Source organism: Paraburkholderia lebeckiae (genome assembly GCF_014201005.1).
GTDB classification, from domain to species: Bacteria; Pseudomonadota; Gammaproteobacteria; order Burkholderiales; family Burkholderiaceae; genus Paraburkholderia; species Paraburkholderia tuberum.
The window spans coordinates 312171-335647 of sequence record NZ_JACHDK010000006.1 but is presented as its reverse complement, the minus strand read 5'-3'; the positions used below and the strand labels follow the sequence as shown (position 1 = coordinate 335647).

Below are 23477 nucleotides of genomic sequence, written 5' to 3'. Positions count from 1 at the left end.
GAAAATGATGGCAACTGCAAAGAAAGCCGCGGCCAAGAAGCCCGCAGCAAAGAAGACCGCGGCCAAGAAGGCTGCTGCTCCGGCTAAGAAGGCTGCTCCGGCCAAGAAGGTCGCCGCGAAGAAGGTCGCAGTGAAGAAGGTCGCCGCGAAGAAGGTTGCAGCGAAGAAGGTCGCGGCGAAGAAGGCCGCACCGGCGAAGAAAGCCGCAGTGAAGAAGGTCGCTGCGAAGAAGGTTGCGGCCAAGAAGGTTGCGGCCAAGAAGGTCGCGGCGAAGAAGGCAGCACCGGCGAAGAAAGCCGCAGCGAAGAAGGTCGCAGCGAAGAAGGCCGCACCGGCGAAGAAGGCCGCAGCGAAGAAGGCAGCACCGGCGAAGAAGGTCGCGGCGAAGAAGACCGCTGCCAAGAAGGCGGCGCCTGCCAAAAAGGCTGCAGCCAAGAAAGCTGCACCTGCCAAGAAGGCTGCCGCGAAGAAGGCCGCTGCGCCTGCGAAGAAGGCTGCCCCTGCGAAGAAGGCTGTCGCCAAGAAGGCCGCGCCTGCTCCCGCTGCGCCTGCTGTCTCGAGCGCACCGGCGGCGACGGTGAAGACCGCGCTGAACCCGGCAGCGGCATGGCCGTTCCCGACGGGCAGCCGTCCGTAAGCAGTAGCATTAGGTCGACACGTCGTACGATGTGTCGGATGACCGGGTCGTGCTCGATGTTTTGCGAGCACCACCCGGTCAATGACCCGTTACCGGTGTGCCGGTGGCGGGTTTTTTTTGCCCGTCGTCCCGAAAAGAAAAAACACGCATGGACCCGTGAGGACCCAAGCGTGTGAAGTCGTCGTCGCGGCGCTGAACTACGCGCCGCCGCGCGGGAGGTGCGCTTAGTGTGTGACGCGCGTGACGCCGCCGCTCGACAGCAGCCTCACGCGATCGCCGGCGCGGAAGATTTCGCCGGTAGCAGTTTGGGTGACGGCGCGCATGTCGCCGTTGTCGAGGCGCACGGTGATTTCGATACCGTCGCGCATGGCGACGCGGTTTTCGATTGCATTGCCGGCGACCGCACCGCCGATGCCGCCGACGATACCCGTCGCGACCGAGCCACGTCCGCCGCCGATCGTGCTGCCTGCGAGCGCGCCGAGCGCCGCGCCACCGAGTGCGCCGATGCCGATCGGCTGACCGTCGTTGGTGCTGATCCGCACCGCGCGCACGCTCTCCACCGTGGCCATGCGAACCGTCTGTTCACGCTGCGCCTGCGAGGCGGTGAAAACGTCGGGAGAGCTGCTGTTGACCGCACACCCCGACATGGCCAGCGAACCGGCGATCAAGGTGACGACGATCAGGCGACTCGATGTTCTCATTCCCAAACTCCCATAGCACGCGATATCAGTGCAGGTCGTATCCGAAGGCCTGCTTGAACCGCTCGTTGATTTCCGCCCGGCTGGGCGCGTAGTTTTGCGGGCCTTGATGCTCGATCTTCAGTGCGCCCATCAGGCTGGCGAGACGGCCGGTCGTGGCCCAGCCGAGACCCTTCTCGATACCGTAGAGCAAGCCGCCGCGAAACGCGTCGCCGCAGCCGGTGGGATCGAGCACCTGCCTGGCCGTGACCGCCGGAATCTCTTCGATACCGCCGCCGTGATGGATCTGCGCACCCTTCTCGCCGAGCGTGATGATCAGCGCGTCGACCTTGCCGGCGATCTGTTCGATCGACCAGCCGGTCTTGTTGCTCACCAACGCGGCTTCGTAGTCGTTGACCGCTACATAGGTAGCAAGTTCAATGATGCGCCGCAGCGTCTCGCCGTCGAACAGCGGCAAGCCCTGGCCCGGATCGAAGATGAACGGCACGCCTGCGGCGGCAAGCTGTTCGGAGTGCTGGACCATGCCGTCATAGCCGTCCGGCGCGACGATGCCGAGCGTCAGGCCCTCCACTTCGTCGGCGCGGTTCTGATGCGACTGCATCATCGCGCCCGGATGGAAAGCGGTGATCTGGTTGTTCTCGAGGTCGGTCGTGATCATTGCTTGCGCCGAGTAGGTGTCGGGCACGACGAGCACGTTTTCCGTCGACAGGCCGAGCTGCGCGAGCCGGTCCAGATAGAGCTGCGCGTCGACGGCGCCGATCGCGCCCATGATGCGCGCGTCGCCGCCGAGCAGATTCAGCGCATAGGCGATGTTGCCCGCGCAGCCGCCGAACTCGCGACGCATGGTCGGCACGAGAAAGCTTATGTTCAGGATGTGGACCTGCTCCGGCAGGATGTGCTCCCGAAAGCGGCCTTCGAAAGTCATGATGTTGTCGTACGCGAGCGAGCCGCAGATGAGCGTAGCCAAGGCGAGCGTTCCTGTATGAAAGCGTTGGGAAGAGACGCGTCGCGCCGACGGCGCCGCGCGAGGCGCGGCGCCGTCGTTCGCGCGCGAGAGGGCTTACTTCAGCGCGGCGAGCGCTGCGTCGTAGTTCGGCTCGTTCTTGATCTCGCCGACCAGCTCGGCGTGCACGACCTTGTCGTTTTCGTCGAGCACGACGACCGCGCGCGCGGTCAGGCCTGTCAGCGGACCGCTCGTCACGTCGACGCCGTACGCTTGCGCGAACTCATGGCCGCGGAACGTCGACGCGGTCACCACGTTCTCGATGCCCTCGGTCGTGCAGAAGCGCGACGCCGCGAACGGCAGGTCGCCCGACACGACGATCACGGCCGTGTTGCTGAGCTTCGCAGCGGCTTCGTTGAACTTGCGCGTCGACGTCGCGCAAGTCGGCGTGTCGAGACTCGGGACGATGTTGAGCACCTTGCGCTTGCCGGCGAAGTCGGCGAGCGTCAGCGGCTTCAGGTCTCGGCCGATCAGCGAGAACGCGGAGGCCTGCTGGCCGACCGACGGGAACGTGCCGCTTACTTCGATCGGGTTGCCACCCAGCGTGACTTGACTCATGTGTTGTGCTCCGAAAAGGGCGTCAGTTATGACAATGATGCGCCCGCTCGGGAGCGGGCGCGCGAGGGTGCGTTACGGATAAAAAATCTGTACGCGAAAATTGGAGGCGATCGCGGTGCCGGTGTCGAGGTGCACGATCATCGTCTGCGTCGCGTGCGCGGGCAGGCCGGACGCGATCACGGTGCCGGGCGGCACGTAATCCTGCGGCCACAGCACGCGCCGCACGGCGACGTTGTTCTGATCGTCGAGCAGCGTGAGTTCGATCGCGGGGTAGGCGAGCGCGATGTTCAGGCGGTTGTGCAGCGGCATCTTAAGCTCGAGCTTGTGCGGGCCGTCGATCTGCCGCAGATCGGAGGGCTCGACCAGCAGGCCTTCGAGGTCGTGCGGCGGCGTCAGCTGACAGCCGAGATGCGCGCAGGCCTGCGCATACAGGATCTGCGAGCGCGGCAGGTTGACCATCACGGTCTCGCGTTGCCACCACGCGAGTTGCGCGAGCAGCGCAATGACGAGCAGCGCGGCGAGCACCACACCGGCGACGATCCAGCCGACGCGTCCGGCGTCCACCGGGCGGGTTTCGCGCACGACCGGGAACGGATCGTCGCCATCGCCGACGGGAGGATTGACCGAGAACGGCTCGCCGCTCGATGGGGCGGCCGACGGACCGCCCGGCGGGCGCGGGCCGCCGGGACCGCCGGCGCCCGAGGCACCTGCGGCACCCATGCCTGCGGCGGCGCCGAAGCCGGCCACGCCCCCACCGACCGGGCCGAAGCGCGGCTCGTTGTCGGGCATGCCATGCAGACTTGCAGATTCGCGCAGCGCCGGTTCATCGAGCGTGGACGGCTCGGGGCGTTCGATCTTGTGCCAGACGCGCGGCGCTTCGTCTTCGACTCGCGGTGGTGGAGCAGGCGCGGTGGGCGGGACGACAGGCGCTTCATCGACCGCGTTGTCGGCGGGATAGGCGAAGGGTTCGAGCGGCGCGTCGGCCAGCGTCGGCTCATCGTCCGCGGGTAGCGGTGCCGTGAAAGCGCCGGCGCGCAATTCCGGTTCGGTCGCCTGGCGAGGAGTGCCCGATGTGACGGGGGCGTGCTCGTTGCCGCCAGGCGGCAGCGGCGCGAGCGGCACGCTGCTCACGTGGTCGCGCAAACGGGCATCGAGCGTGCTGCGGGAAATGCTGGTGGAGTCTTGTTCCGAAGCCGGCGCCCACGGGTCCCACGCGACCCCGCTGAAGTCGGGGTTGGGTTGCCGCACACCCGACAGCGCTTCGATTGCCGCCGCGGCGGCAACCGGTTTGGCCGTGGAAAAATCGCCGCCTTCGGAGACGTCGAACAGACTGCTCGACGCGTCGAAGACTTCCTGGCAATGCCCGCACCGCACGAGGCCGCGGCGCTGCGCAAGCTGCGCCGGTTGCAGAAGGAAGACAGTTTCGCAGAAGGGGCAACGCGTCGCCAGGTGCATATCGAGCCGTTGAGCCTGAGGCCGTTAGGTTGACAATACGCCTTATTCTAATTGCTTTCGCGGCGCGTTCCGGCGAGGCACACCCAACCTTCATGTTCGCGCCACACGCTGATATCGATCCAGCGCGCGTAGACCTGCGCGACCTCCTCGGCCTGGCGGGCGAGAATGCCCGACAGCGCGATGTGGCCGCCCGGCTTCACCTTCGACGACAGCATCGACGCCATCAGCTTGAGCGGATTCGACAGGATGTTCGCGACCACGACGTCGAATTCGCCGGCCGGACAGGCGTCGGGCAGGCCATAGGTGACTTCGGCGTGATTGCGTTCGCTATTGTGACGCGCCGATTCGACCGCCTGCGGATCGATATCGATGCCGATCACCGGATCGGCGCCGCACTTCTTCGCGAGAATCGCGAGGATGCCCGAGCCGCAGCCGTAGTCGAGCACGGACTGGCCGGGCTTGATCGACTGCTCGATCCACTCCATGCACAGACGCGTGGTGGGGTGGCTGCCGGTGCCGAACGCGAGGCCCGGATCGAGTTCGAGCACGAGCGCGGCGGGGTCCGGCGCATCGTGCCACGACGGCACGACCCAGATGCGCTCGCCGATCTGGATCGGATCGAACTGCGACTGCGTGAGCCGCACCCAGTCCTGCTCCTCGACCTCGCGCACGGTATATGCTGGCGCGGCATCGAGTCCGATCTCGTTGGCCGCGGCGGTTAGCAGCACGGCCGGATCGTGTTCCGGCGCGAGCAGCGCGATCACACGCGAATGCTGCCATGCCGTGCGATCCGGCGTGAGGCCGGGCTCGCCGAACAGCGGCTGCTCGTCGGGCGTGTCGGCGTCGGCGTCTTCGACCGACACCGACAGCGCGCCCAGCTCGAGCAGCGCGTCGGACAACTCCTCCGCGTGCTCGCGCGCCAGTTCGGCAACCAGTTCCCGATAGCTCATGACTTACGCTTCTTCCGCGACCTGCTGACGCGCGGCCAGCCGGTTTTCGAGGTAGTGGATGCTGGTGCCGCCTTCGACGAACTTCGCATCGAGCATCAGCTCACGGTGCAGCGGGATGTTGGTCTGAATACCTTCGACCACCATTTCCGACAGCGCGATGCGCATCCGCATGATCGCCTGTTCGCGCGTGGCGCCGTAAGCGATCAGCTTGCCGATCATCGAATCGTAGTTCGGCGGCACGAAATAACCATTGTAGGCGTGCGAATCGACGCGGATGCCGGGACCGCCCGGCATGTGCCAAGAGGTCAGGCGTCCCGGTGACGGCGTGAACTTGAACGGATCTTCGGCGTTGATCCGGCATTCGATCGCATGGCCGCGGAACTGGATGTCGCGCTGACGGAACGTGAGCTTCTCGCCGGCCGCGATGCGGATCTGTTCCTGCACGATGTCGACACCGGTGATCAGTTCGGTCACCGGATGCTCGACCTGTACGCGCGTGTTCATCTCGATGAAGTAGAACTCGCCGTTTTCATACAGGAACTCGAAGGTGCCCGCGCCGAGATAGCCCATCTTCTTGCACGCGTCCGCGCAACGATCGCCGATGCGGTCGATCAGACGACGCGCGATGCCCGGCGCCGGCGCTTCCTCGATCACCTTCTGGTGACGGCGCTGCATCGAGCAGTCGCGCTCGCCGAGCCACACGGCGTTCTTGAACGAGTCGGCCAGCACCTGGATTTCGATGTGCCGCGGGTTCTCGAGGAATTTCTCCATGTAGACCTGCGGGTTGCCGAACGCGCGGCCGGCTTCCTCGCGGGTCATGATGACCGCGTTGACGAGCGCCGCTTCCGTGTGGACCACTCGCATGCCGCGGCCGCCGCCGCCTCCCGCCGCCTTGATGATGACCGGGTAACCGATCTGGCGGGCGATCTTCACGATCTCCTTCGGATCGTCGGGCAGGGCGCCTTCCGAACCCGGCACGCACGGCACGCCGGTTTTGATCATGGTCTGCTTCGCGGTGACCTTGTCACCCATCATGCGGATCGTTTCCGGACGCGGGCCGATGAAGGTAAAGCCGGACTGCTCGACGCGCTCGGCGAAGTCGGCGTTCTCCGACAGGAAGCCGTAGCCGGGGTGGATCGCTTCGGCGTCGGTGACTTCGGCCGCGCTGATCAGCGCGGGCATGTTCAGATAGCTCAGATTCGACGGTGCCGGGCCGATGCAGACCGCCTCGTCGGCGAGCTTCACGTACTTGGCTTCCTTGTCGGCTTCCGAATAGACGACGACCGTCTTGACGCCGAGCTCGCGGCAGGCGCGCTGGATTCGAAGCGCGATCTCGCCACGATTGGCAATGAGGATTTTTTCAAACATAGCGGGTTTTCGACTCATCAATGGGCGCCGGGTCGGTCACGACGCCGGCTGCCGCAGAGGATCGGTCGCGCGCCTGGGGATGAGCGGCGCGCGGGCGGCGGATAGTGCGTGCCGCGTTAGCCGACCACGAACAGCGGTTGGCCGTACTCGACCGCCTGGCCGTTTTCGACGAGGATTTCCTTGACCACGCCGGACTTGTCCGACTCGATCTCGTTGAGCAGCTTCATCGCTTCGATGATGCAGATGGTCTGGCCTTCCTTGACCGTGTCGCCGACCTGCACGAACGGATCGGCGCCCGGCGACGGCGCGCGGTAGAACGTGCCGACCATCGGCGAGGTGACGACGTGACCCTGCGGTGCGGCGGCGGCCGGCGTGGCCGGAGCGCCCGCGGGGGCTGCCGGTGCTTCGACAGCGCCGAACGGTGCCGGTTGTGCGAATTGCGGTACGGCGTATGAGGCGGACGGTTGGACGTAAACCGGCGGCGCATTCTTGACGATGCGGACCTTGCCTTCGCCCTCGGTCACTTCGAGTTCGGAAATACCGGACTCCGAGACGAGGTCGATCAGAGTTTTGAGTTTACGTAGATCCATCAGGTTGCCCCTTTTCAATGCGTAGTGTGCCGGCGTGTGCAAGTCGCAGTAGCCGGCTCAAATTGGACGTGTTTGGATTCAGCCGCGCGACGACCCGGCCGCGAGCCGGTCGAGCGCGAATTCGAGCGCGTACAGATACCCCTTCCAGCCGAGGCCGCAGATGACGCCCTCAGCCTGGTCGGAGAAATACGAGTGATGCCGGAACGGTTCGCGGCGATGCACGTTCGACAGATGAATCTCGACGAACGGGATGCCGACCCCCGCCAGTGCGTCCCGGATGGCCACGCTCGTGTGCGTGTACGCGGCGGGATTGATCAGGATGAAATCGGTTTGCTCGGTGCGGGCCGCCTGAATACGGTCGACCAGCGCGCCTTCGTGATTGCTCTGGAATGACGCGAGCTCGACGCCAGTGTCGGCTGCGCGGTCCGCGAGCGCCTGATCGATCTGCGGCAGGGTCACGCGACCGTAGACCTCGGGTTCCCGGGTGCCGAGAAGATTGAGGTTGGGCCCGTGCAGTACCAGCAGTCGCGTCATGGTCGCTTCTTTTTCCGTGGAATTGCGCGCACTTTAGCGCTGATTAGAGAAACTTGTCTAGTTTCGCGCGCGTACGCGGCGACGGCCGGCGCGGGCCGCGGCGCAGCCTTGGGTCCAACTTCACTCAAAATCGGGGATTATCCGCGTATTTTTGCTCGTTCTGCACGGAATCGCATGCCAAAAGCGCAGCGTGGGAAATGGGAGATTTACAGCGCGTCGAGCGTCTGGCGCAGCGCTGTCGGGTCGATCTGGCCCAATTTTGTCGAGCGGATGTTGCCTTTTGCGTCGATCACGACGGTAAACGGCAAACCGCCCGCATTGTTGCCGAACGCGCGCGCGAGGTCGGCGCCGCCGAAGCCGGTCACGTAGACGGGGTACGCGACCTTGACCTTCTGCAGAAAGGTCTGGATGTTCTTTTCCGAGTCGACGCCGAGGCCGACGAACTGGATGCCTTTCTTCGCGTACTCGCGCTGGATCTGCGACAGCGCCGGCATTTCCTCGACGCACGGAGCGCACCACGACGCCCAAAAGTTGACGACGATCGGGTGGCCCTTGAGCAGGCTGAGCGACTGCGGCTTGCCGTCGACGTTCGTGACCGGCGCGGTCCACAGTTGCTGCACGGGACTCGCATGGGCGTCGGGCTGCGAGCCGGCCTGCGCCGCGTACGCGACGTCGGTACCGCGATTGAGCCAATGATTGGCCAGCACGCCGCCGCCCGCGGCAATCAGCGCGACGACCGCGCCCGCCAGCATACGTCTCGTGTTCATCGTGCTCCGGTCTGTCTGATCAATTGGTGAAGGACGGCACTTCGTCGCCGTCGAGCAGCGCCTGCACCGCCGGCAAATTGGCCCGCGCCGTGCGGCCGCGCGCGTCGGCGCGTACCGCGCCACGCAGATCGTCGGTTTCGTACAGCGCGACGTGGATGCCGACCGGCTCGGCGTTGCGCTCGCCCGCGGGGCGCCACAGAAAGCTCAGCGTTTCAACGTAGCCACGGCCCGCGAAATGGCGCGTTTCCGACACGTCGTACTGGATGTTCGCATTGAGCATGTAGATCGCGACTTCCTTCGGGTTGTCGCAAAACACCTGCAGATGCACATCCGAATGCTCGCCGGCCGTGCCGCCAAGCACCGCGCCCGTTAGATACGGATTGAACGGCGCGAGCCGCTCCATCCAGTCGACCGCGATCATACGCAGCCGCCGCAGCAGCGCCGGCTGGCTGTCGCCCTGGAACAGCGACTGATATTCACGGATTTCTTCTTCGATCTGATCGTTATCCGGCAGCCATTCGCCGGCAACACGGGTTTCGCCGACGACCTGCCGGGCCGCCTTGCGCTTCGCGCTGGCGTAGTCAAGACCGTCTTCGGCAATCAGGCGTGCAGCCGCGATCGCGATTTCCTCGCGCACGCGCTGCGGATCGAAATGTGATTTGCGGACCATGCTTGCATGATACTCGATCGGGCCTGGCGACGCGGTTCGGCGGCCCGCACGGGGCGGCGCCGGGCGTGGCCGGCAGGGGGCAGCGCGCGTCGCGTCGGTTACAATAGGCGTCCTTTACAGACGGTCGTTCCGACCGTCCTGTGGCTCTCTCATCCCTCGCAAGAAACGCCCCCGCGGCACGACAGGCTTATGCACATCCACATCCTCGGCATCTGCGGCACCTTCATGGGCGGACTCGCGGTGCTCGCGCGCAATGCGGGCCACACGGTGACCGGCTGCGACGCCGGCGTCTATCCGCCGATGAGCTCGCAGCTCGAGGCGCAAGGCATCGGTCTGATCGAGGGTTATGACGCGGACCAACTGAACGGCCTGAACGCGGATCTATTCGTGATCGGCAACGTGGTCACGCGCGGCAACCCGCTGATGGAAGCGATTCTGGACCGCGGCCTGCCATACGTGTCCGGTCCGCAGTGGCTCGGCGAGCACGTGCTGAACGGCAAATGGGTGCTGGCCGTGGCCGGCACGCACGGCAAGACCACCACGAGCTCGATGCTGACCTGGCTGCTCGAAGACGCGGGCCTGAACCCCGGCTTCCTGATCGGCGGTGTGCCGCTGAATTTCGGCGTGTCGGCGCGGCTCACCGATTCGAGCTTCTTCGTGATCGAAGCCGACGAATACGACACCGCATTCTTCGACAAACGCTCGAAGTTCGTCCATTACCGCCCGAAAACGGCGGTGCTGAACAATCTCGAATTCGATCACGCCGACATCTTCCCTGATCTTGCCGCGATCGAAACGCAGTTCCATCATCTGATCCGCACGGTGCCGCGCTTGGGCCGCGTCGTCACGAACGGCCGCGAGGACGCGCTCGAGCGCGTACTGACGCGCGGCTGCTGGAGCGAGGTCGAGCGCTTCGGCGTCCAGGGCGGCTGGGAGATCCAGGCGGCGGAGCAGGGCGTGCCCGTCGACGAACGCTTCGCCGTCTATCACAACGGCGCGCGCGTCGGCGTGGTCGACTGGCAGGTGCAGGGCGAGCATAACCGCATGAACGCGCTCGCCGCGATCGCCGCCGCGCGCCATGTCGGCGTGCCGCCCGCGCAGGCCGCGAAGTCGCTGTCCGGCTTTCGCAACGTGAAGCGCCGCATGGAAGTGCGTGGCAGCGTCGACGGTGTGACCGTGTTCGACGACTTCGCGCATCACCCCACCGCGATCGAGACGACGGTGGCCGGCCTGCGCGCGCGGGTCGGCCGCGACAACACGCGAATTCTTGCGGTGCTGGAACCGCGCTCGAACACGATGAAGCTCGGCGTGATGAAGGCGCAACTGCCGGCGAGCCTCGCCGACGCCGACCTCGTGTTCGGCTACGGCGCACCGAGCGGGCGCGACGCGCTCGGCTGGAACCTCGGCGAAGCGCTCGCGCCGCTCGACGGCAAGGCGCAGGCGTTCGACAACCTCGAGGCGCTCGTGAAGGCGGTCGTCCACGCGGCGCGCCCCGGCGACCAGATTCTGGTGATGAGCAACGGCGGCTTCGGCGGCGTGCATCAGAAGCTGCTCGACGGTCTTTCGACGCGAGGCGCGTCGTGATTCTGTATCTGCACGGTTTCCGTTCGTCGCCGAATTCGTTCAAGGCGCGCCTGCTCGCGGCGCGTCTCGCCGAGCTGGGCCGCGCCGACGAGTGGTGCTGCCCGATGCTGCCGGTTTCGCCGTTCGAAACCGTGGCGCTCGCCGAATCGCTGGTCGCCGACGCACGCGCGAAGGGCGATGCGCGGCAGGCGACCGTGATCGGCAGTTCGCTCGGCGGCTACTTCGCTACCCATCTGGCCGAGAAACACGGCTGGCCGGCCGTGCTGCTGAACCCGGCGGTCGTGCCGCAGCGCGACCTGAGCGCGTATCTCGGCGAGCAGCCGTTGTGGCACGGTGGCGGCAGCATCGTCGTCGAGCGGCATCATCTGGATGAGTTGCGCGCGCTCGGCGTGGCGTCGATCACGCGGCCCGAACGTTATTATTTAATGGCAGCCACCGGCGACGAAGTGCTCGACTACCGCGAAATGCTCGCGCACTATCCGGGCACGCGCACCACGCTGATCGAGGGCAGCGACCATGCGATCAGCGAGTTCGCGCAGTATCTCGACGACGTGCTGGCCTTTTGCGACGCCGAACATGTCGAGCCGCCGGCGCCGCGCGCGGCGGCCTGACGGCACGCAAGGGCGGCGGCACCGAACCTTGCCAGGACGTCAATTCGAAAGACACACCGACCGCCACCGCTGGTCGCAAGATTCAACCCGCTGGCACGCGCAGTGCGCGCCGCGGATTCACTATCACGAACAGGTTGCCGTGCCGCGCATGCAGTGATCGATCGCCACAGGGCGTCGGGCGCGACGGCAGACGCAAGTCAGAACGAGAGTATTGAGTGAACGTTTTCTTCGAGGAATCGGGCAGTTTCAAGGCCGGCAGCGTGCTGTCGCGCCAGGGCGACGCGTTTCAGGTCGAGTTGCCGGGCGGGCGGCGCGCGAAGGTGCGCGCGAAGGATGTGCTGATCGAGTTCGAGAAGCCCTCCGCGGCCGAACTGATGCAGCAGGCCGACGCGTTGGCGGAGGAGATCGATCTGGACTTCCTGTGGGAATGCGCGCCGGACGATGAATTCCCGTTCGCGACGCTCGGCGCCGAGTACTTCGGCGCGAGCTTTGGCGCAATCGAGCGCGCGGCGCTGGTGCTGCGCATGCACGGTTCGCCGGTGTACTTCCGCCGCAAGGGCCGCGGCATGTACCAGCGCGCGCCGCAGGAGCAACTGAAGTTGGCGCTCGCGGGCCTCGAGCGCAAGCGTCAGCAGGCGCTCGTGCAGGCGCAGTACGAGGAAGAGCTGAAGGCAGGCCGTCTGCCTGAAGCGTTCGCGGGCGGCAAGGGGCTCGCGCTCTTGACGAAGCCCGACAAGAACACCATCGAGTACAAGGCGCTCGAAGGCGCCGCGGCCGCGCGCGGCATCTCGCAGGCGCGGCTGATGCTCGAATGCGGCGCGATCGCGTCGCCTCGCGCGCTGCACGAAGCGAAGTTCCTGTCCGAATTCTTCCCGCACGGCACCGGCTTCCCGTCCGTCGCGGCCGCGAACGTGCCCGACGATCTGCCGCAGGCGGACGTCGAAGCGTTCTCGATCGACGACATCACCACGACCGAAATCGACGACGCGTTCTCGGTCGAGCATCTGGCCGACGGCCGTGTGCGCATCGGCGTGCACATCGCCGCGCCGGCGCTCGGCATCCAGCGTGGCGACGACGTCGATGCGATTGCGCGCGCACGTTTGTCGACGGTCTACATGCCCGGCGACAAGATCACGATGCTGCCCGACAACGTCGTCGACACCTTCACGCTTGCCGAGGGCGGGTATCGGCCGGCGCTGTCGCTGTACGTGATCGTCAATCGCGAGACGCAGGAGATCGTTGCGAGCGAAACGCGAGCCGAGCGCGTGTTCGTGAAGAACAATCTGCGCCACAACACGCTCGACGAAATCGTCACCGAGGAGGCGCTCGCCGAGGGCACCGGCGAGTATCCGCACAAGGACGATATCGCCGTGCTGTGGCCGTTCGCGCAAGCGCTGTTCGAAAAGCGCCAGACCGCGCGCGCCGGCTACGGCCTGCGCCGCGAAGTGCAGCGCAATACCGACTTCAATTTCTACGTCGACGGCGAGCACATCACGATTACGCCGCGCCGGCGCGGCTCGCCGCTCGACACGATCGTCGCCGAGCTGGCGATTCTCGCGAACTCGTCGTGGGGCGGGTTCCTGCACGATCACGGCGTGCCGGGCATCTATCGCACGCAGCGCGCGTTCGGCGCGCCGAGCGGCCCGAAGCGCACGCGCATGCAGACCAACGCCGCGCCGCACGAAGGTCTCGGCGTCACGCAGTACGCATGGAGCACGTCGCCGCTGCGCCGCTACGTCGACCTCGTGAACCAGTGGCAGCTGATCGCGTGCGTGCAGCATGGCGTGACCGCCAAGCTCGCCGCGCCGTTCAAGCCGAAGGACGCCGATCTGTTCGCGGTCGTGCAAGGCTTCGACGACACCTACACCGCGTACGCCGACTATCAGCGCCGCATGGAGTACTTCTGGTGTCTGCGCTGGCTCACGCAGGAAAACCGCAAGCAGGTGGTCGCGTCGGTCGTGAAGGGCGATCTCGTGCGTCTCGAGGAAATTCCGCTGCTGCTGCACGTGCCGGGCCTCGGCGTGCATGCGCGCGGCACGCGTTTGCAGATGGAAGTCATGTCGATCGATGAACTGACGATCGAAGCGTCGGTGCGTCTGTTGCACGTGCTCGATGCGCCGACCGTGACGAGCGGCGCCGAAGCCGAAGAAGGCGAGGACGAGGGCGAGGAAGAGTTGCTCGACGCATCGGACGACAGCGCCGAAAGCGAAGCCGAAGCCGAAGCCGAAGCCGAAGCTGAAGCTGAAGCGGAAGCCGAAGCCGACGGCGGCAATCCCAACGACAACCCCAGCACCGACGAATCCGCGGCGACCGGCGACGGCAGCGATGCCCCGAACACCGCCGACAAGGACCAGCACATCACGGAGCCGGGACGATGAGCGGCAACCAGACGCGCGATCGCTACGCGGTCATCGGCAACCCGGTCGGGCATAGCAAGTCGCCGTTCATCCACGGCCGCTTCGCCGCGCAAACCGGCGAGCCGGTCGAGTACGGTCATCTGCTCGCGCCGGTCGACGCGTTCGTGCCGCACGTGCGCGCGTTCATCGAAGCGGGCGGACGCGGCCTGAACGTGACGGTGCCGTTCAAGCTCGACGCGCATGCATTCGCGAACACGCTGTCGCCGCGTGCGGCGGCGGCCGGCGCGGTGAACACGCTGCGGGTCGACGCCGACGGCATCTACGGCGACAACACTGATGGCGTCGGCCTCGTGCGCGACATCGAGGTGAATCTCGGCGTGTCGCTGAAGGGCGCGCGCATCCTGCTGCTCGGCGCGGGCGGGGCCGCGCGCGGTGTCGTGCTGCCGATGCTCGAGCGCGCACCGCATACGCTGACGATCGTCAATCGCACGGCGCAGAAGGCCGAAGCGCTGGTCGACCAGTTCGCGCAGGCTGCAAGCGACGCGCACTGCCGTCTGACCGGCGGCAGCGCCCGCGCGATCGAAGCGGGCCAGTACGACGTGATCGTCAACGCGACCGCGGGCAGCCTCGATGCGTCGCTGCCCGAATGCGACGATCGCGCATTCGGCAACGGCACGCTCGCCTACGACATGATGTACGGCGCGCATCCGACCATCTTCATGCAGCACGCGGCGAAACTCGGCGCGCGCGGCGCCGACGGACTCGGCATGCTGGTCGAGCAGGCCGCCAAATCGTTCTATGTGTGGCGCGGCGTGCGTCCGGACAGTGCGCCGGTGCTCGCCGAATTGCGCGCGCTGCTGACGGCGCCGTCGCCCGCGTAACGTCGGCGCGCGGATAGCACGTACCATGACAGCGACGCGGCGCGCCAGCGGTTCGCGCGGCCGGTCGGGCCCGCTGCGCTGGCTCGCCTGGGTGACCGCGGTCGTGGCCATCGCCTGGATCGCGACGCAGGCGTACTACTTCGCGCAGATCGCAATCTGGAACGTCGTCAATCCGCGCTCGACCGCGTTCATGCGCTCGGACGCATGGCGTCTGTCGCAGGACCGGCCGGATCTGTCGGTGCAGCGAACATGGGTGCCGTACGATCAGATTTCGCGCAACCTGAAGCGCGCGATCATCGCGTCCGAGGACGCGAACTTCGTTAATAACAAAGGCTACGAAACCGACGCGATCCTGCAGGCGTGGGAGCGCAACAAGGCGCAAGGCCGGATCGTGCGCGGCGGCTCGACGATCTCGCAGCAGCTTGCGCGCAACCTGTTTCTGTCGCGCGAGAAAAGCTATATCCGCAAGGGCCAGGAGCTGATCATCACGTGGATGCTCGAAACGCTGATGGACAAGCAGCGCATCTTCGAGATCTATCTGAACTCGGTCGAATGGGGCAACGGCGTGTACGGCGCCGAGGCGGCTGCGCAATACTACTTCAAGACCTCGGCGAGCAAGCTCACGGCCGCACAGTCCGCGCGGCTCGCGGTGATGCTGCCGCGCCCCAGGTATTTCGATGAACACAGGAATTCGGCGTATCTCACGCAACGCGCGCGCGTGATTGCGCGGCGGATGGGCGCGGCTGAATTGCCGGATTGAAAGAGCCCTCGGTCCCGTTGTCCTGCTTCGAAGCCCGCCTCGCGCGGGCTTTTTTGCGTCAACAGACCGCGACCGCGACCGCGACAGTTCGCTAAACACTCGATCGCCCACTAAAATCTCACTATATGGACTCAACATTCACATATTGGTGATTCTCAAAAGTCGCCCTACAATCCAAGCCAACATGCATCGCGACTCGGCGCCCCAGCGCGCCGAAACAGCGAACAGCGACAGAAAAAAACCGGAGACGAGACCGACCATGTCTGGCAGCCAACCACAGCAGCCGCGCGAGCGCGGCGCCGCACGCATTCCCGCCCTGTTCTCCGGCCCCGCGCGCTAAGCGCAGAAACCATCCGAAAGCGAATCGCCATGAACAAAGCGATGCCCACTCACGCCGCGAGCGCGGCCGAGGCCGCGCAGGGGTCGAACGGCGGGCCGAACAGCGCGTCGAATCCCGCGCCCAATTCCGCGCCGCGCGAGGCTTCAGCCGTCACCGCCAATGTCGCCGCCGGTGCGTCCGCTACCGCGAGGGCGTCGCGCCCGGTGGCGCGCGCGGCGACCGTCGACGGACTCGGGCTGCCGGTCACGCTGCTGGAAATCACGCCGCAGCAGGCCGGCACGCAGACACTGTTGCGCGGCCTGGCGATTCTCGAAGCGGCCGCGGCCGGCGTGCGCGACCTGCGCAGCTTCGGCGCCGCGCTCGGCACGACCCGCAGCACCACGCACCGGCTCGTCAGCAGCCTCGTGCAGGCGCGCTATCTGCGCCAGGTGCAGGGCGGCTATCTGCTCGGGCCGAAGCTGATCGAGCTCGGCACGATCGCGCTCGAACAGATGCCGCTGACGGCCGTCGCGCGTCCGCACCTCGAGTCGCTGGCCGAGCAGACGCTCGACACGATCCACCTCGGCGTGCGCGACGGCGACGACGTGCTGTACATCGACAAGATCCCCGGCACGCGCGGCCTCGAAATGCGCTCGCGCGTCGGTCATCGGATGCCGCTCGCGTCGACCGGCATCGGCAAGGCGATGATGCTCGACCTCGCGCCGGACGCATGGCAGTCGCTGTTCGACGCGTCGCGCCGCGCGCTCGCGGGCGTCAGCTTCAAGCCCGACAACCGCCCCGACGCGCCGACCTTCCTGCAGCGCATGACGAACTACGCGGCCGGCGGCTACACGTTCGATCTCGAAGAGAACGAAGCGGCGATCCGTTGCGTCGCGGCGCCGGTGCGCGATGCGTCGGGCGCGATCGTCGCGGCGTTGTCGGTGGCGAGCACGATTCCCTATATGTCGCTCGAACGGATGGACGAGCTGATTCCGGTCGTGCAGCGCGAGGCGCGCGCGATATCGGAAGAACTCGGTTGGCGCGCACCGCAACCCGCCACGCGCAGGATCAAGCGATGAAACAAGCGGGCACCGCCACACTGGCGGACCACCGGGCGGCCGCCGCGCCCGACACGGGCGTGAAGCCGGACGCGACCGCCGCCGCCGATACCGCCGCCGTCGATTTCACGCACGCCGCGTTGATCGCGCTCGATTGGGGCACGACGTCGCTACGCGCCTATCTGTACGACGCGCACGGTCACGTGCTGGCGACGCGTGCAACGACGGCCGGCATCATGAATCTGCCGCGTAGCGCGGCCGAGGGCGGCTTCGACGCCGCGTTCGACGACGCCTGCGGCGCATGGCTCGACCATGCGCGCGACGTGCCGGTGATCGCGGCGGGGATGGTCGGCAGCGCGCAGGGCTGGCTCGAAGCGCCGTATGTCGAGACACCCGCGAACGCCGATGCGCTGGTGGCCGGTATCGTCCGCGTGCAGACCGCGCGCGGCGCGACGCTGCATATCGTGCCGGGCGTGCTGCAACGCGGCGAGCTGCCGAACGTGATGCGCGGCGAGGAGACGCAGATTTTCGGCGCGCTCAGCGCGGACGCGGACGGCGCGCACGACGCGAACCCGGTCGACAACAACGCCCGCTCGCTGATCGGCCTGCCCGGCACGCACGCGAAATGGGCGGTCGTGCAGGCGGAGCGCATCGAGCGCTTTCATACGTTCATGACCGGCGAGGTGTTCGCCGCGCTGCGCGAGCACACCATTCTCGGCCGCACGATGGTCACGCCCGAACGCCCGGATACCGAAGCATTTCTGCGCGGCGTGAACATCGCGCGCGAGAAGGGCCAGGCAGGTGTGCTCGCGACCGTGTTCAGCACGCGCACGCTCGGCTTGACCGGCGCGCTGTCGAGCGAGGCACAGCCCGACTATCTGTCGGGCCTGCTGATCGGGCACGAACTCGCCGGCCTCGAAGCGGTACTCGCGCAGCAAGACAGCTCGCTCGCGCAGCAGAGTCTGCGGCTGATCGGTAACGACGCGCTGTGCGATCGCTACCGCCTCGCGCTCGCGCAATTCGGCTGTCTGCGCGCGGAGCCGGTCAGGCATGCAACCGAACGCGGCCTGTGGCGCGTCGCCGTCGAAGCGGGGCTCGTCCGGCCGTCCGCCCAGGCGGCGCGCGCAGGCTGACCGGCCGCAGAGCCCTTTACGACGCTCACGAAACAAGGAACCGACATGCAACCACACATCAATCTGCCCGCACCGTACATGCCGCACGCGGGTCTGATCGCCGCGTTCGAAGCCTGTCCGCTGATCGCGATCCTGCGCGGCGTCACGCCCGCCGACGCGGCCGATCACGGTCAGGCCCTGTACGAAGCCGGTTTTCGCATCGTCGAAGTACCGCTCAATTCGCCGCAGCCGTTCGACAGCATCTCGGCGATCCGCAAGGTGCTGCCGGCCGACGCGATCGTCGGCGCGGGCACGGTGCTGCATCCGCTGTTCGTGGACGACGTGAAGGCTGCGGGCGGCGAACTCATCGTGATGCCGCACAGCGATCCGGAAGTCGTGATCGCCGCGAAGGCGCGGGGCCTCGCCTGCGCGCCCGGCGTCGCGACGCCGACCGAGGCGTTCGTCGCGCTGAAGAACGGCGCGGACGTGCTGAAGATGTTCCCCGCCGAGCAGCTCGGCTGCCAGGTCGTCAAGGCATGGCGCGCGGTGATCGCGGCGCAGGTGCCGCTCGTGCCGGTCGGCGGCGTCACGCCGGACAACATGGGGCCGTTCCTGAGCGCCGGCGCGAACGGTTTCGGCCTCGGCTCGGCGCTGTACAAGCCGGGCCAGAGCGCGGCGGTGACCGCGTCGCATGCGAAGGCGTTCATCAACGGCCTGCGGATCGCCCGCGCGGGCGTGAAGAAATGAACCGGCTCGCCGGCAAAGCCGCTCTCGTAACCGGCGCCGGGCGTGGCATCGGCGCGGCGATCGCGCTGGCGTTCGCGCGCGAGGGCGCGGCGGTCGTGCTGGCGGAACTCGACCTCGACCTGGCGCAGCGTACGGCCGCGCAGATCGAGGCAGACGTTGGCGCCGGCGCGCGCGTGCTCGCGGTGCAGACCGACGTGACGCAACCCGCGTCGGTGCAGCACGCGGTCAGCGAAGGCGAACGCGCGTTCGGTGCGCTCGACATCCTCGTCAACAACGCGGGCATCAACGTGTTCTGCGATCCGCTGACGATGACCGACGCCGACTGGCGGCGCTGCTTCGCGGTCGATCTCGACGGCGTGTGGAACGGCTGTCGCGCGGTGCTGCCGGGCATGGTCGAGCGTGGCGCGGGCAGCATCGTGAACATCGCGTCGACGCACGCGTTCAAGATCATCCCGGGCTGCTTTCCGTACCCGGTCGCGAAGCACGGCGTGATTGGCCTGACGCGCGCGCTCGGCATCGAGTACGCGCCTCGCAACGTGCGCGTGAACGCGATCGCGCCGGGCTACATCGAGACGCAGCTGACGCACGACTGGTGGAACGAGCAGTCCGATCCGGCCGCCGCGAAGCAGGCGACACTCGATCTGCAGCCGATGAAGCGCATCGGGCGCCCGGAAGAGGTGGCGATGACCGCGGTGTTCCTCGCTTCGGACGAGGCGCCGTTCATCAACGCGAGCTGCATTACCGTCGATGGCGGACGCTCGGCGCTGTATCACGACTGAATTCGCATCGCGAACAGATGCACAGAACACCGGACGACGCGCTGGCCGCGTGTGTCAGACCGGTACAAGAAGACGCGGCCAATACCTTCTCGTTATCAATTAGTCAGGAGACACGCATTATGAAACGCAGAATTTTCCTCACGCTGGCAGCGGCGGCGGCGGGTGTGCTCTTCAACGCACCGGTCGTACAGGCCGCCGATTCGGTCAAGATCGGCTTCCTCGTGAAGCAGCCGGAAGAACCGTGGTTCCAGGACGAATGGAAATTCGCCGAGATGGCCGCCAAGCAGAAGGGCTTCACGCTCGTGAAGATCGGCGCGCCGTCGGGCGAGAAGGTGATGAGCGCGATCGATAACCTCGCCGCGCAGAAGGCACAGGGCTTCGTGATCTGCACACCCGACGTCAAGCTCGGGCCGGGCATCGTCGCGAAGGCGAAGGCGGACGGCCTGAAGATGATGACGGTCGACGACCGCCTCGTCGACGGCGCGGGCAAGCCGATCGAAGCGGTGCCGCACATGGGCATCTCGGCGTATAACATCGGCAAGCAGGTCGGCGACGGCATCGCGGCTGAAATCAAGAAACGCGGCTGGGACATGAAGGACGTCGGCGCGATCGACGTGACCTACGAGCAGTTGCCGACCGCGCATGACCGCACCACGGGCGCCACCGACGCGCTGGTCGCAGCGGGCTTCCCGAAAGCGAACATCGTCACCGCGCCGCAGGCGAAGACCGACACGGAAAACGCGTTCAACGCCGCCAACATCGCGCTGACGAAGAACCCGCAGTTCAAGCACTGGGTCGCTTACGCGCTGAACGACGAAGGCGTGCTCGGCGCGGTGCGCGCGGCGGAAGGCCGCGGCTTCAAGGCCGACAACATGATCGGCATCGGCATCGGCGGTTCGGAGTCCGCGATGAACGAGTTCAAGAAGCCGCAGCCGACGGGCTTCTTCGGCACCGTGATCATCAGCCCGAAGCGCCACGGCGAGGAAACCTCGGAACTGATGTACACGTGGATCACGCAGGGCAAGGAACCGCCGCTGCTGACGCTGACGACCGGCATGCTGGCGACGCGCGACAACGTCGGCGAAGTGCGCGAGAAGATGGGCCTCGCGTCGAAGTAGTCGCAAGACTTGCGGTGGTATGAAGTACACCGCCGGCGCGTCGCTTTCCCTGCCTATCGCAGGAGACGGCGCGCCGGCGGCGAGAGAAGATCTGCGGTAGACAGACGGACCGCGCGCGATACGCGTACGGTCAACATGACGCAGCAATATCTTGCATGGGACCGGAGTAAGCGCTAAAGCGCTAACTCCGGTCGACCGCGATGAAACTGCATGGGACCGGAGTAAGCGCTAAAGCGCTAACTCCGGTCGACAAGGAGGCGAAGTGTCAGCGACGCTACGTTTTGACAATATCGGCAAGGTTTTTCCAGGCGTGCGTGCGCTCGACGGTGTGTCCTTCGACGTCAACGTCGGCCAGGTGCACGGCCTGATGGGCGAAAACGGCGCGGGAAAATCGACGCTGCTGAAAATTCTCGGCGGCGAGTATCAGCCCGATTCGGGCCGCATGATGATCGACGGCAACGAGGTGCGCTTTCCGAGCGCGGCCGCGTCGATCGGTGCCGGCATCGCGGTGATTCACCAGGAACTGCAGTACGTGCCCGACCTCACGGTCGCGGAAAATCTGCTGCTCGGCCAGCTGCCCAATGCGCTCGGCTGGGTCAACAAGCGCGAGGCGAAGCGCTTCGTGCGCGAACGGCTCGAAGCGATGGGCGTCGCGCTCGATCCGAACGCGAAGCTGCGCAAGCTGTCGATCGCGCAGCGGCAGATGGTCGAAATCTGCAAGGCGCTGATGCGCAACGCGCGCGTCATCGCGCTCGACGAGCCGACCAGCTCGCTGTCGCACCGCGAGACCGAGCTGCTGTTCAAGCTGGTGCGCGATCTGCGCGCCGACAACCGCGCGATGATCTACATCTCGCATCGGATGGACGAGATCTACGAGCTGTGCGACGCGTGCACGATCTTCCGCGACGGCCGCAAGGTCGCGTCGCATCCGACGCTCGAAGGCGTGTCGCGCGACACGATCGTCAGCGAGATGGTCGGGCGCGAAATTTCGGACATCTATAGCTATTCGGCGCGGCCGCTCGGCGAAGTGCGTTTCGCGGCGAAGGCGATCGAAGGTCATCCGCTCGCGCAACCGGCGAGCTTCGAGGTGCGGCGCGGCGAGATCGTCGGCTTCTTCGGACTCGTCGGCGCGGGCCGCAGCGAGCTGATGCATCTGGTGTATGGCGCCGAGCATCGCAAGGGCGGCGAACTCGTGCTCGACGGCAAGCCGATCAAGGTGCGCAGCGCGGGCGAGGCCATTAAACACGGCATCGTGCTGTGCCCCGAGGATCGCAAGGAAGAGGGCATCGTCGCGATGGCGAGCGTCGCGGAGAACATCAACATTAGCTGCCGCCGTCACTATTTGCGCGCGGGCGTGTTTCTCGATCGCAAGAAGGAGGCGCAGACGGCGGACCGTTTCATCAAGCTGCTGAAGATCAAGACGCCGCATCGGCGGCAGAAGATCCGCTTCCTGTCGGGCGGCAATCAGCAGAAGGCGATTCTGTCGCGCTGGCTCGCCGAGCCCGATCTGAAAGTCGTGATTCTCGACGAACCGACTCGCGGCATCGACGTCGGCGCGAAGCACGAGATCTACAACGTCATCTATCAGCTCGCGGAGCGCGGCTGCGCGATCGTGATGATTTCGTCGGAATTGCCCGAAGTGCTCGGCGTGTCCGACCGGATCGTCGTGATGCGCCAGGGCCGCATTTCCGGCGAGCTGGCGCGCCAGGACGCGACCGAGCAGTCGGTGTTGAGCCTCGCGCTGCCGCAAAGCTCGACCGCGCTGCCTGATAACGCAAACCCGAACGCAAATGCGAACGCGAACGCCGCCAACCAGAGCGGCTCGCGCGCGGCCTGAACCTTATCCGGACGCGAGTCCGCAACCCGTGGGGAACGGGGAGGAGTATTGAACATGCAAGCCAGAGAAAACCTCGCGCAGCAGGCCGCCAAGAGCGCGGCCGACGCGCTGATTCCGCAGACGGGCGACAAGGCCAAGTGGTGGCAGCAGATCACCGAGTACAGCCTGATCGTGATCTTCATCGTGATGTTCGTCACGATGTCGCTGACCGTCGATCATTTCTTCTCGATCGAGAACATGCTCGGCCTCGCGCTGTCGATCTCGCAGATCGGCATGGTCGCGTGCACGATGATGTTCTGTCTCGCGTCGCGCGACTTCGACCTGTCGGTCGGCTCGACCGTCGCGTTCGCCGGCGTGCTGTGCGCGATGGTGCTCAACGCGACCAACAGCACGGTCATCGCCATCGTCGCGGCGGTCGCGGCGGGCGGGGTGATCGGCTTCGTCAACGGCGCGGTGATCGCTTATCTGCGCATCAACGCGCTGATCACGACGCTCGCGACGATGGAAATCGTCCGTGGCCTCGGCTTCATCGTGTCGCATGGGCAGGCGGTCGGCGTGTCGTCGGATACGTTCATCGCGCTCGGCGGCCTGACGTTCTTCGGCGTGTCGCTGCCGATCTGGGTCACGCTGATCTGCTTCATCGTGTTCGGCGTGATGCTTAACCAGACCGTGTACGGCCGCAATACGCTGGCGATCGGCGGTAATCCGGAAGCGTCGCGGCTCGCCGGTATCAACGTGGAGCGCACGCGCGTCTTCATCTTCCTGATCCAGGGCGCGGTCACCGCGCTCGCCGGGGTGATTCTCGCGTCGCGTATCACGTCGGGTCAGCCGAACGCCGCCGAAGGCTTCGAGCTGAACGTGATCTCCGCGTGCGTGCTCGGCGGCGTGTCGCTGTTGGGCGGCCGCGCGACGATCTCGGGCGTCGTGATCGGCGTGCTGATCATGGGTACGGTCGAGAACGTGATGAACCTGCTGAACATCGACGCGTTCTATCAGTACCTGGTGCGCGGCGCGATCCTGCTCGCGGCCGTGTTGCTCGACCAGTTGAAGAACCGCGGCTCGCGCGATTGAGTCGCTTTCACCC

Annotated in this window: 23 protein-coding genes; 13 read left to right on the top strand and 10 right to left on the bottom strand. The window is 66.3% G+C overall.

The genetic code is table 11. From position 1 onward, the window contains the following. The first annotated feature begins 7 nt into the window (after positions 1-7). Positions 8-637: a histone H1-like DNA-binding protein gene (locus tag HDG39_RS14690; RefSeq protein WP_184006574.1), complete on the top strand. Its 630-nt coding sequence runs from the start codon at positions 8-10 to the stop codon at positions 635-637. Between the two features lie 224 nt (positions 638-861). Here HDG39_RS14690 and HDG39_RS14685 read toward each other — a convergent pair whose 3' ends face one another. The 10 genes from HDG39_RS14685 to HDG39_RS14640 form a co-directional block, all read right to left on the bottom strand. Beyond that, on the bottom strand, positions 862-1338 hold the full coding sequence (locus HDG39_RS14685) for an outer membrane lipoprotein (RefSeq protein ID WP_184006573.1): 477 nt from the start codon (positions 1336-1338) through the stop codon (positions 862-864). 25 nt (positions 1339-1363) lie between these two features. Continuing rightward, positions 1364-2302 (bottom strand): carbohydrate kinase family protein, encoded by a 939-nt coding sequence (locus HDG39_RS14680; RefSeq protein ID WP_184006572.1) that lies wholly within the window; start codon positions 2300-2302, stop codon positions 1364-1366. Between the two features lie 93 nt (positions 2303-2395). Then, positions 2396-2896, bottom strand: a complete 501-nt coding sequence (gene tpx, locus HDG39_RS14675; protein WP_184006571.1) for a thiol peroxidase — start codon at positions 2894-2896, stop codon at positions 2396-2398. Between the two features lie 72 nt (positions 2897-2968). Beyond that, a complete protein-coding gene (locus tag HDG39_RS14670) occupies positions 2969-4351 on the bottom strand; it encodes a zinc-ribbon and DUF3426 domain-containing protein (RefSeq protein ID WP_184006570.1) in 1383 nt (460 codons plus the stop codon). A 47-nt stretch (positions 4352-4398) separates the two neighbouring features. Next, positions 4399-5301, bottom strand: coding sequence for a 50S ribosomal protein L11 methyltransferase (gene prmA / locus HDG39_RS14665; RefSeq protein ID WP_184006569.1), 903 nt, complete (start codon positions 5299-5301; stop codon positions 4399-4401). Positions 5302-5304: 3 nt separating this feature from the next. Next, complete coding sequence (gene accC / locus HDG39_RS14660) at positions 5305-6669, bottom strand: acetyl-CoA carboxylase biotin carboxylase subunit (protein WP_184006568.1); 1365 nt, start codon at positions 6667-6669, stop codon at positions 5305-5307. Between the two features lie 116 nt (positions 6670-6785). After that, positions 6786-7259 (bottom strand): acetyl-CoA carboxylase biotin carboxyl carrier protein, encoded by a 474-nt coding sequence (gene accB / locus HDG39_RS14655; protein ID WP_090801903.1) that lies wholly within the window; start codon positions 7257-7259, stop codon positions 6786-6788. Positions 7260-7337: 78 nt separating this feature from the next. Beyond that, positions 7338-7793 carry a type II 3-dehydroquinate dehydratase gene (gene aroQ, locus HDG39_RS14650; protein WP_184006567.1) on the bottom strand — a complete coding sequence of 152 codons (456 nt, stop codon included), beginning with the start codon at positions 7791-7793 and terminating at the stop codon, positions 7338-7340. 206 nt (positions 7794-7999) lie between these two features. Continuing rightward, positions 8000-8560: a TlpA family protein disulfide reductase gene (locus HDG39_RS14645; RefSeq protein ID WP_184006566.1), complete on the bottom strand. Its 561-nt coding sequence runs from the start codon at positions 8558-8560 to the stop codon at positions 8000-8002. A 19-nt stretch (positions 8561-8579) separates the two neighbouring features. Then, on the bottom strand, positions 8580-9230 hold the full coding sequence (locus HDG39_RS14640; RefSeq protein ID WP_184006565.1) for a UDP-N-acetylmuramate--alanine ligase: 651 nt from the start codon (positions 9228-9230) through the stop codon (positions 8580-8582). Between the two features lie 189 nt (positions 9231-9419). Between HDG39_RS14640 and mpl the strand changes: the two genes are divergently transcribed. The 12 genes from mpl to araH all read left to right on the top strand — a co-directional run bounded on the left by mpl (position 9420) and on the right by araH (position 23464). Continuing rightward, positions 9420-10814, top strand: a complete 1395-nt coding sequence (gene mpl / locus HDG39_RS14635; protein WP_184006564.1) for a UDP-N-acetylmuramate:L-alanyl-gamma-D-glutamyl-meso-diaminopimelate ligase — start codon at positions 9420-9422, stop codon at positions 10812-10814. Next, on the top strand, positions 10811-11425 hold the full coding sequence (locus tag HDG39_RS14630) for a YqiA/YcfP family alpha/beta fold hydrolase (protein ID WP_184006563.1): 615 nt from the start codon (positions 10811-10813) through the stop codon (positions 11423-11425). Before mpl ends, HDG39_RS14630 begins: the two co-directional genes overlap by 4 nt. A 215-nt stretch (positions 11426-11640) precedes the next feature. Next, on the top strand, positions 11641-13803 hold the full coding sequence (locus tag HDG39_RS14625; protein ID WP_184006562.1) for a ribonuclease catalytic domain-containing protein: 2163 nt from the start codon (positions 11641-11643) through the stop codon (positions 13801-13803). After that, positions 13800-14663, top strand: a complete 864-nt coding sequence (aroE, locus tag HDG39_RS14620; protein ID WP_184006561.1) for a shikimate dehydrogenase — start codon at positions 13800-13802, stop codon at positions 14661-14663. The genes HDG39_RS14625 and aroE overlap by 4 nt, the downstream gene beginning before the upstream one ends. Positions 14664-14688: 25 nt before the next feature. Next, the gene (gene mtgA, locus HDG39_RS14615; RefSeq protein WP_184006560.1) at positions 14689-15423 is read left to right on the top strand and encodes a monofunctional biosynthetic peptidoglycan transglycosylase; all 735 of its coding nucleotides are present in this window, start codon (positions 14689-14691) and stop codon (positions 15421-15423) included. A 369-nt stretch (positions 15424-15792) separates the two neighbouring features. Then, the gene (locus HDG39_RS14610; protein ID WP_184006559.1) at positions 15793-16821 is read left to right on the top strand and encodes an IclR family transcriptional regulator; all 1029 of its coding nucleotides are present in this window, start codon (positions 15793-15795) and stop codon (positions 16819-16821) included. Further along, complete coding sequence (locus HDG39_RS14605) at positions 16818-17933, top strand: 2-dehydro-3-deoxygalactonokinase (RefSeq protein WP_184006558.1); 1116 nt, start codon at positions 16818-16820, stop codon at positions 17931-17933. The genes HDG39_RS14610 and HDG39_RS14605 overlap by 4 nt, the downstream gene beginning before the upstream one ends. A 45-nt stretch (positions 17934-17978) precedes the next feature. Continuing rightward, positions 17979-18659 carry a 2-dehydro-3-deoxy-6-phosphogalactonate aldolase gene (locus HDG39_RS14600; RefSeq protein WP_184006557.1) on the top strand — a complete coding sequence of 227 codons (681 nt, stop codon included), beginning with the start codon at positions 17979-17981 and terminating at the stop codon, positions 18657-18659. Next, the gene (locus HDG39_RS14595) at positions 18656-19438 is read left to right on the top strand and encodes an SDR family oxidoreductase (protein WP_018421834.1); all 783 of its coding nucleotides are present in this window, start codon (positions 18656-18658) and stop codon (positions 19436-19438) included. The genes HDG39_RS14600 and HDG39_RS14595 overlap by 4 nt, the downstream gene beginning before the upstream one ends. 119 nt (positions 19439-19557) lie before the next feature. Continuing rightward, entirely contained in the window at positions 19558-20556 is a 999-nt protein-coding gene (locus HDG39_RS14590) for an arabinose ABC transporter substrate-binding protein (protein ID WP_018421833.1), read from the top strand. Positions 20557-20818: 262 nt separating this feature from the next. Further along, positions 20819-22393, top strand: coding sequence for an L-arabinose ABC transporter ATP-binding protein AraG (gene araG, locus HDG39_RS14585; protein WP_184006556.1), 1575 nt, complete (start codon positions 20819-20821; stop codon positions 22391-22393). Between the two features lie 54 nt (positions 22394-22447). Beyond that, entirely contained in the window at positions 22448-23464 is a 1017-nt protein-coding gene (araH, locus tag HDG39_RS14580) for an L-arabinose ABC transporter permease AraH (RefSeq protein WP_184006555.1), read from the top strand. Positions 23465-23477 lie beyond the last annotated feature (13 nt).

Excerpts from the sequence above, each read along its gene's own strand:
- accC (WP_184006568.1), bottom strand. The coding sequence starts at position 6,669 with ATGTTTGAAAAAATCCTCATTGCCAATCGTGGCGAGATCGCGCTTCGA.
- aroQ (WP_184006567.1), bottom strand. The coding sequence starts at position 7,793 with ATGACGCGACTGCTGGTACTGCACGGGCCCAACCTCAATCTTCTCGGC.
- aroE (WP_184006561.1), top strand. The coding sequence starts at position 13,800 with ATGAGCGGCAACCAGACGCGCGATCGCTACGCGGTCATCGGCAACCCG.
- mtgA (WP_184006560.1), top strand. The coding sequence starts at position 14,689 with ATGACAGCGACGCGGCGCGCCAGCGGTTCGCGCGGCCGGTCGGGCCCG.
- HDG39_RS14690 (WP_184006574.1), top strand. The coding sequence starts at position 8 with ATGGCAACTGCAAAGAAAGCCGCGGCCAAGAAGCCCGCAGCAAAGAAG.
- HDG39_RS14605 (WP_184006558.1), top strand. The coding sequence starts at position 16,818 with ATGAAACAAGCGGGCACCGCCACACTGGCGGACCACCGGGCGGCCGCC.
- HDG39_RS14645 (WP_184006566.1), bottom strand. The coding sequence starts at position 8,560 with ATGAACACGAGACGTATGCTGGCGGGCGCGGTCGTCGCGCTGATTGCC.
- HDG39_RS14600 (WP_184006557.1), top strand. The coding sequence starts at position 17,979 with ATGCAACCACACATCAATCTGCCCGCACCGTACATGCCGCACGCGGGT.
- tpx (WP_184006571.1), bottom strand. The coding sequence starts at position 2,896 with ATGAGTCAAGTCACGCTGGGTGGCAACCCGATCGAAGTAAGCGGCACG.
- HDG39_RS14685 (WP_184006573.1), bottom strand. The coding sequence starts at position 1,338 with ATGAGAACATCGAGTCGCCTGATCGTCGTCACCTTGATCGCCGGTTCG.
- araH (WP_184006555.1), top strand. The coding sequence starts at position 22,448 with ATGCAAGCCAGAGAAAACCTCGCGCAGCAGGCCGCCAAGAGCGCGGCC.
- HDG39_RS14590 (WP_018421833.1), top strand. The coding sequence starts at position 19,558 with ATGAAACGCAGAATTTTCCTCACGCTGGCAGCGGCGGCGGCGGGTGTG.
- prmA (WP_184006569.1), bottom strand. The coding sequence starts at position 5,301 with ATGAGCTATCGGGAACTGGTTGCCGAACTGGCGCGCGAGCACGCGGAG.
- HDG39_RS14595 (WP_018421834.1), top strand. The coding sequence starts at position 18,656 with ATGAACCGGCTCGCCGGCAAAGCCGCTCTCGTAACCGGCGCCGGGCGT.
- HDG39_RS14640 (WP_184006565.1), bottom strand. The coding sequence starts at position 9,230 with ATGGTCCGCAAATCACATTTCGATCCGCAGCGCGTGCGCGAGGAAATC.
- accB (WP_090801903.1), bottom strand. The coding sequence starts at position 7,259 with ATGGATCTACGTAAACTCAAAACTCTGATCGACCTCGTCTCGGAGTCC.
- mpl (WP_184006564.1), top strand. The coding sequence starts at position 9,420 with ATGCACATCCACATCCTCGGCATCTGCGGCACCTTCATGGGCGGACTC.
- HDG39_RS14610 (WP_184006559.1), top strand. The coding sequence starts at position 15,793 with ATGAACAAAGCGATGCCCACTCACGCCGCGAGCGCGGCCGAGGCCGCG.
- HDG39_RS14670 (WP_184006570.1), bottom strand. The coding sequence starts at position 4,351 with ATGCACCTGGCGACGCGTTGCCCCTTCTGCGAAACTGTCTTCCTTCTG.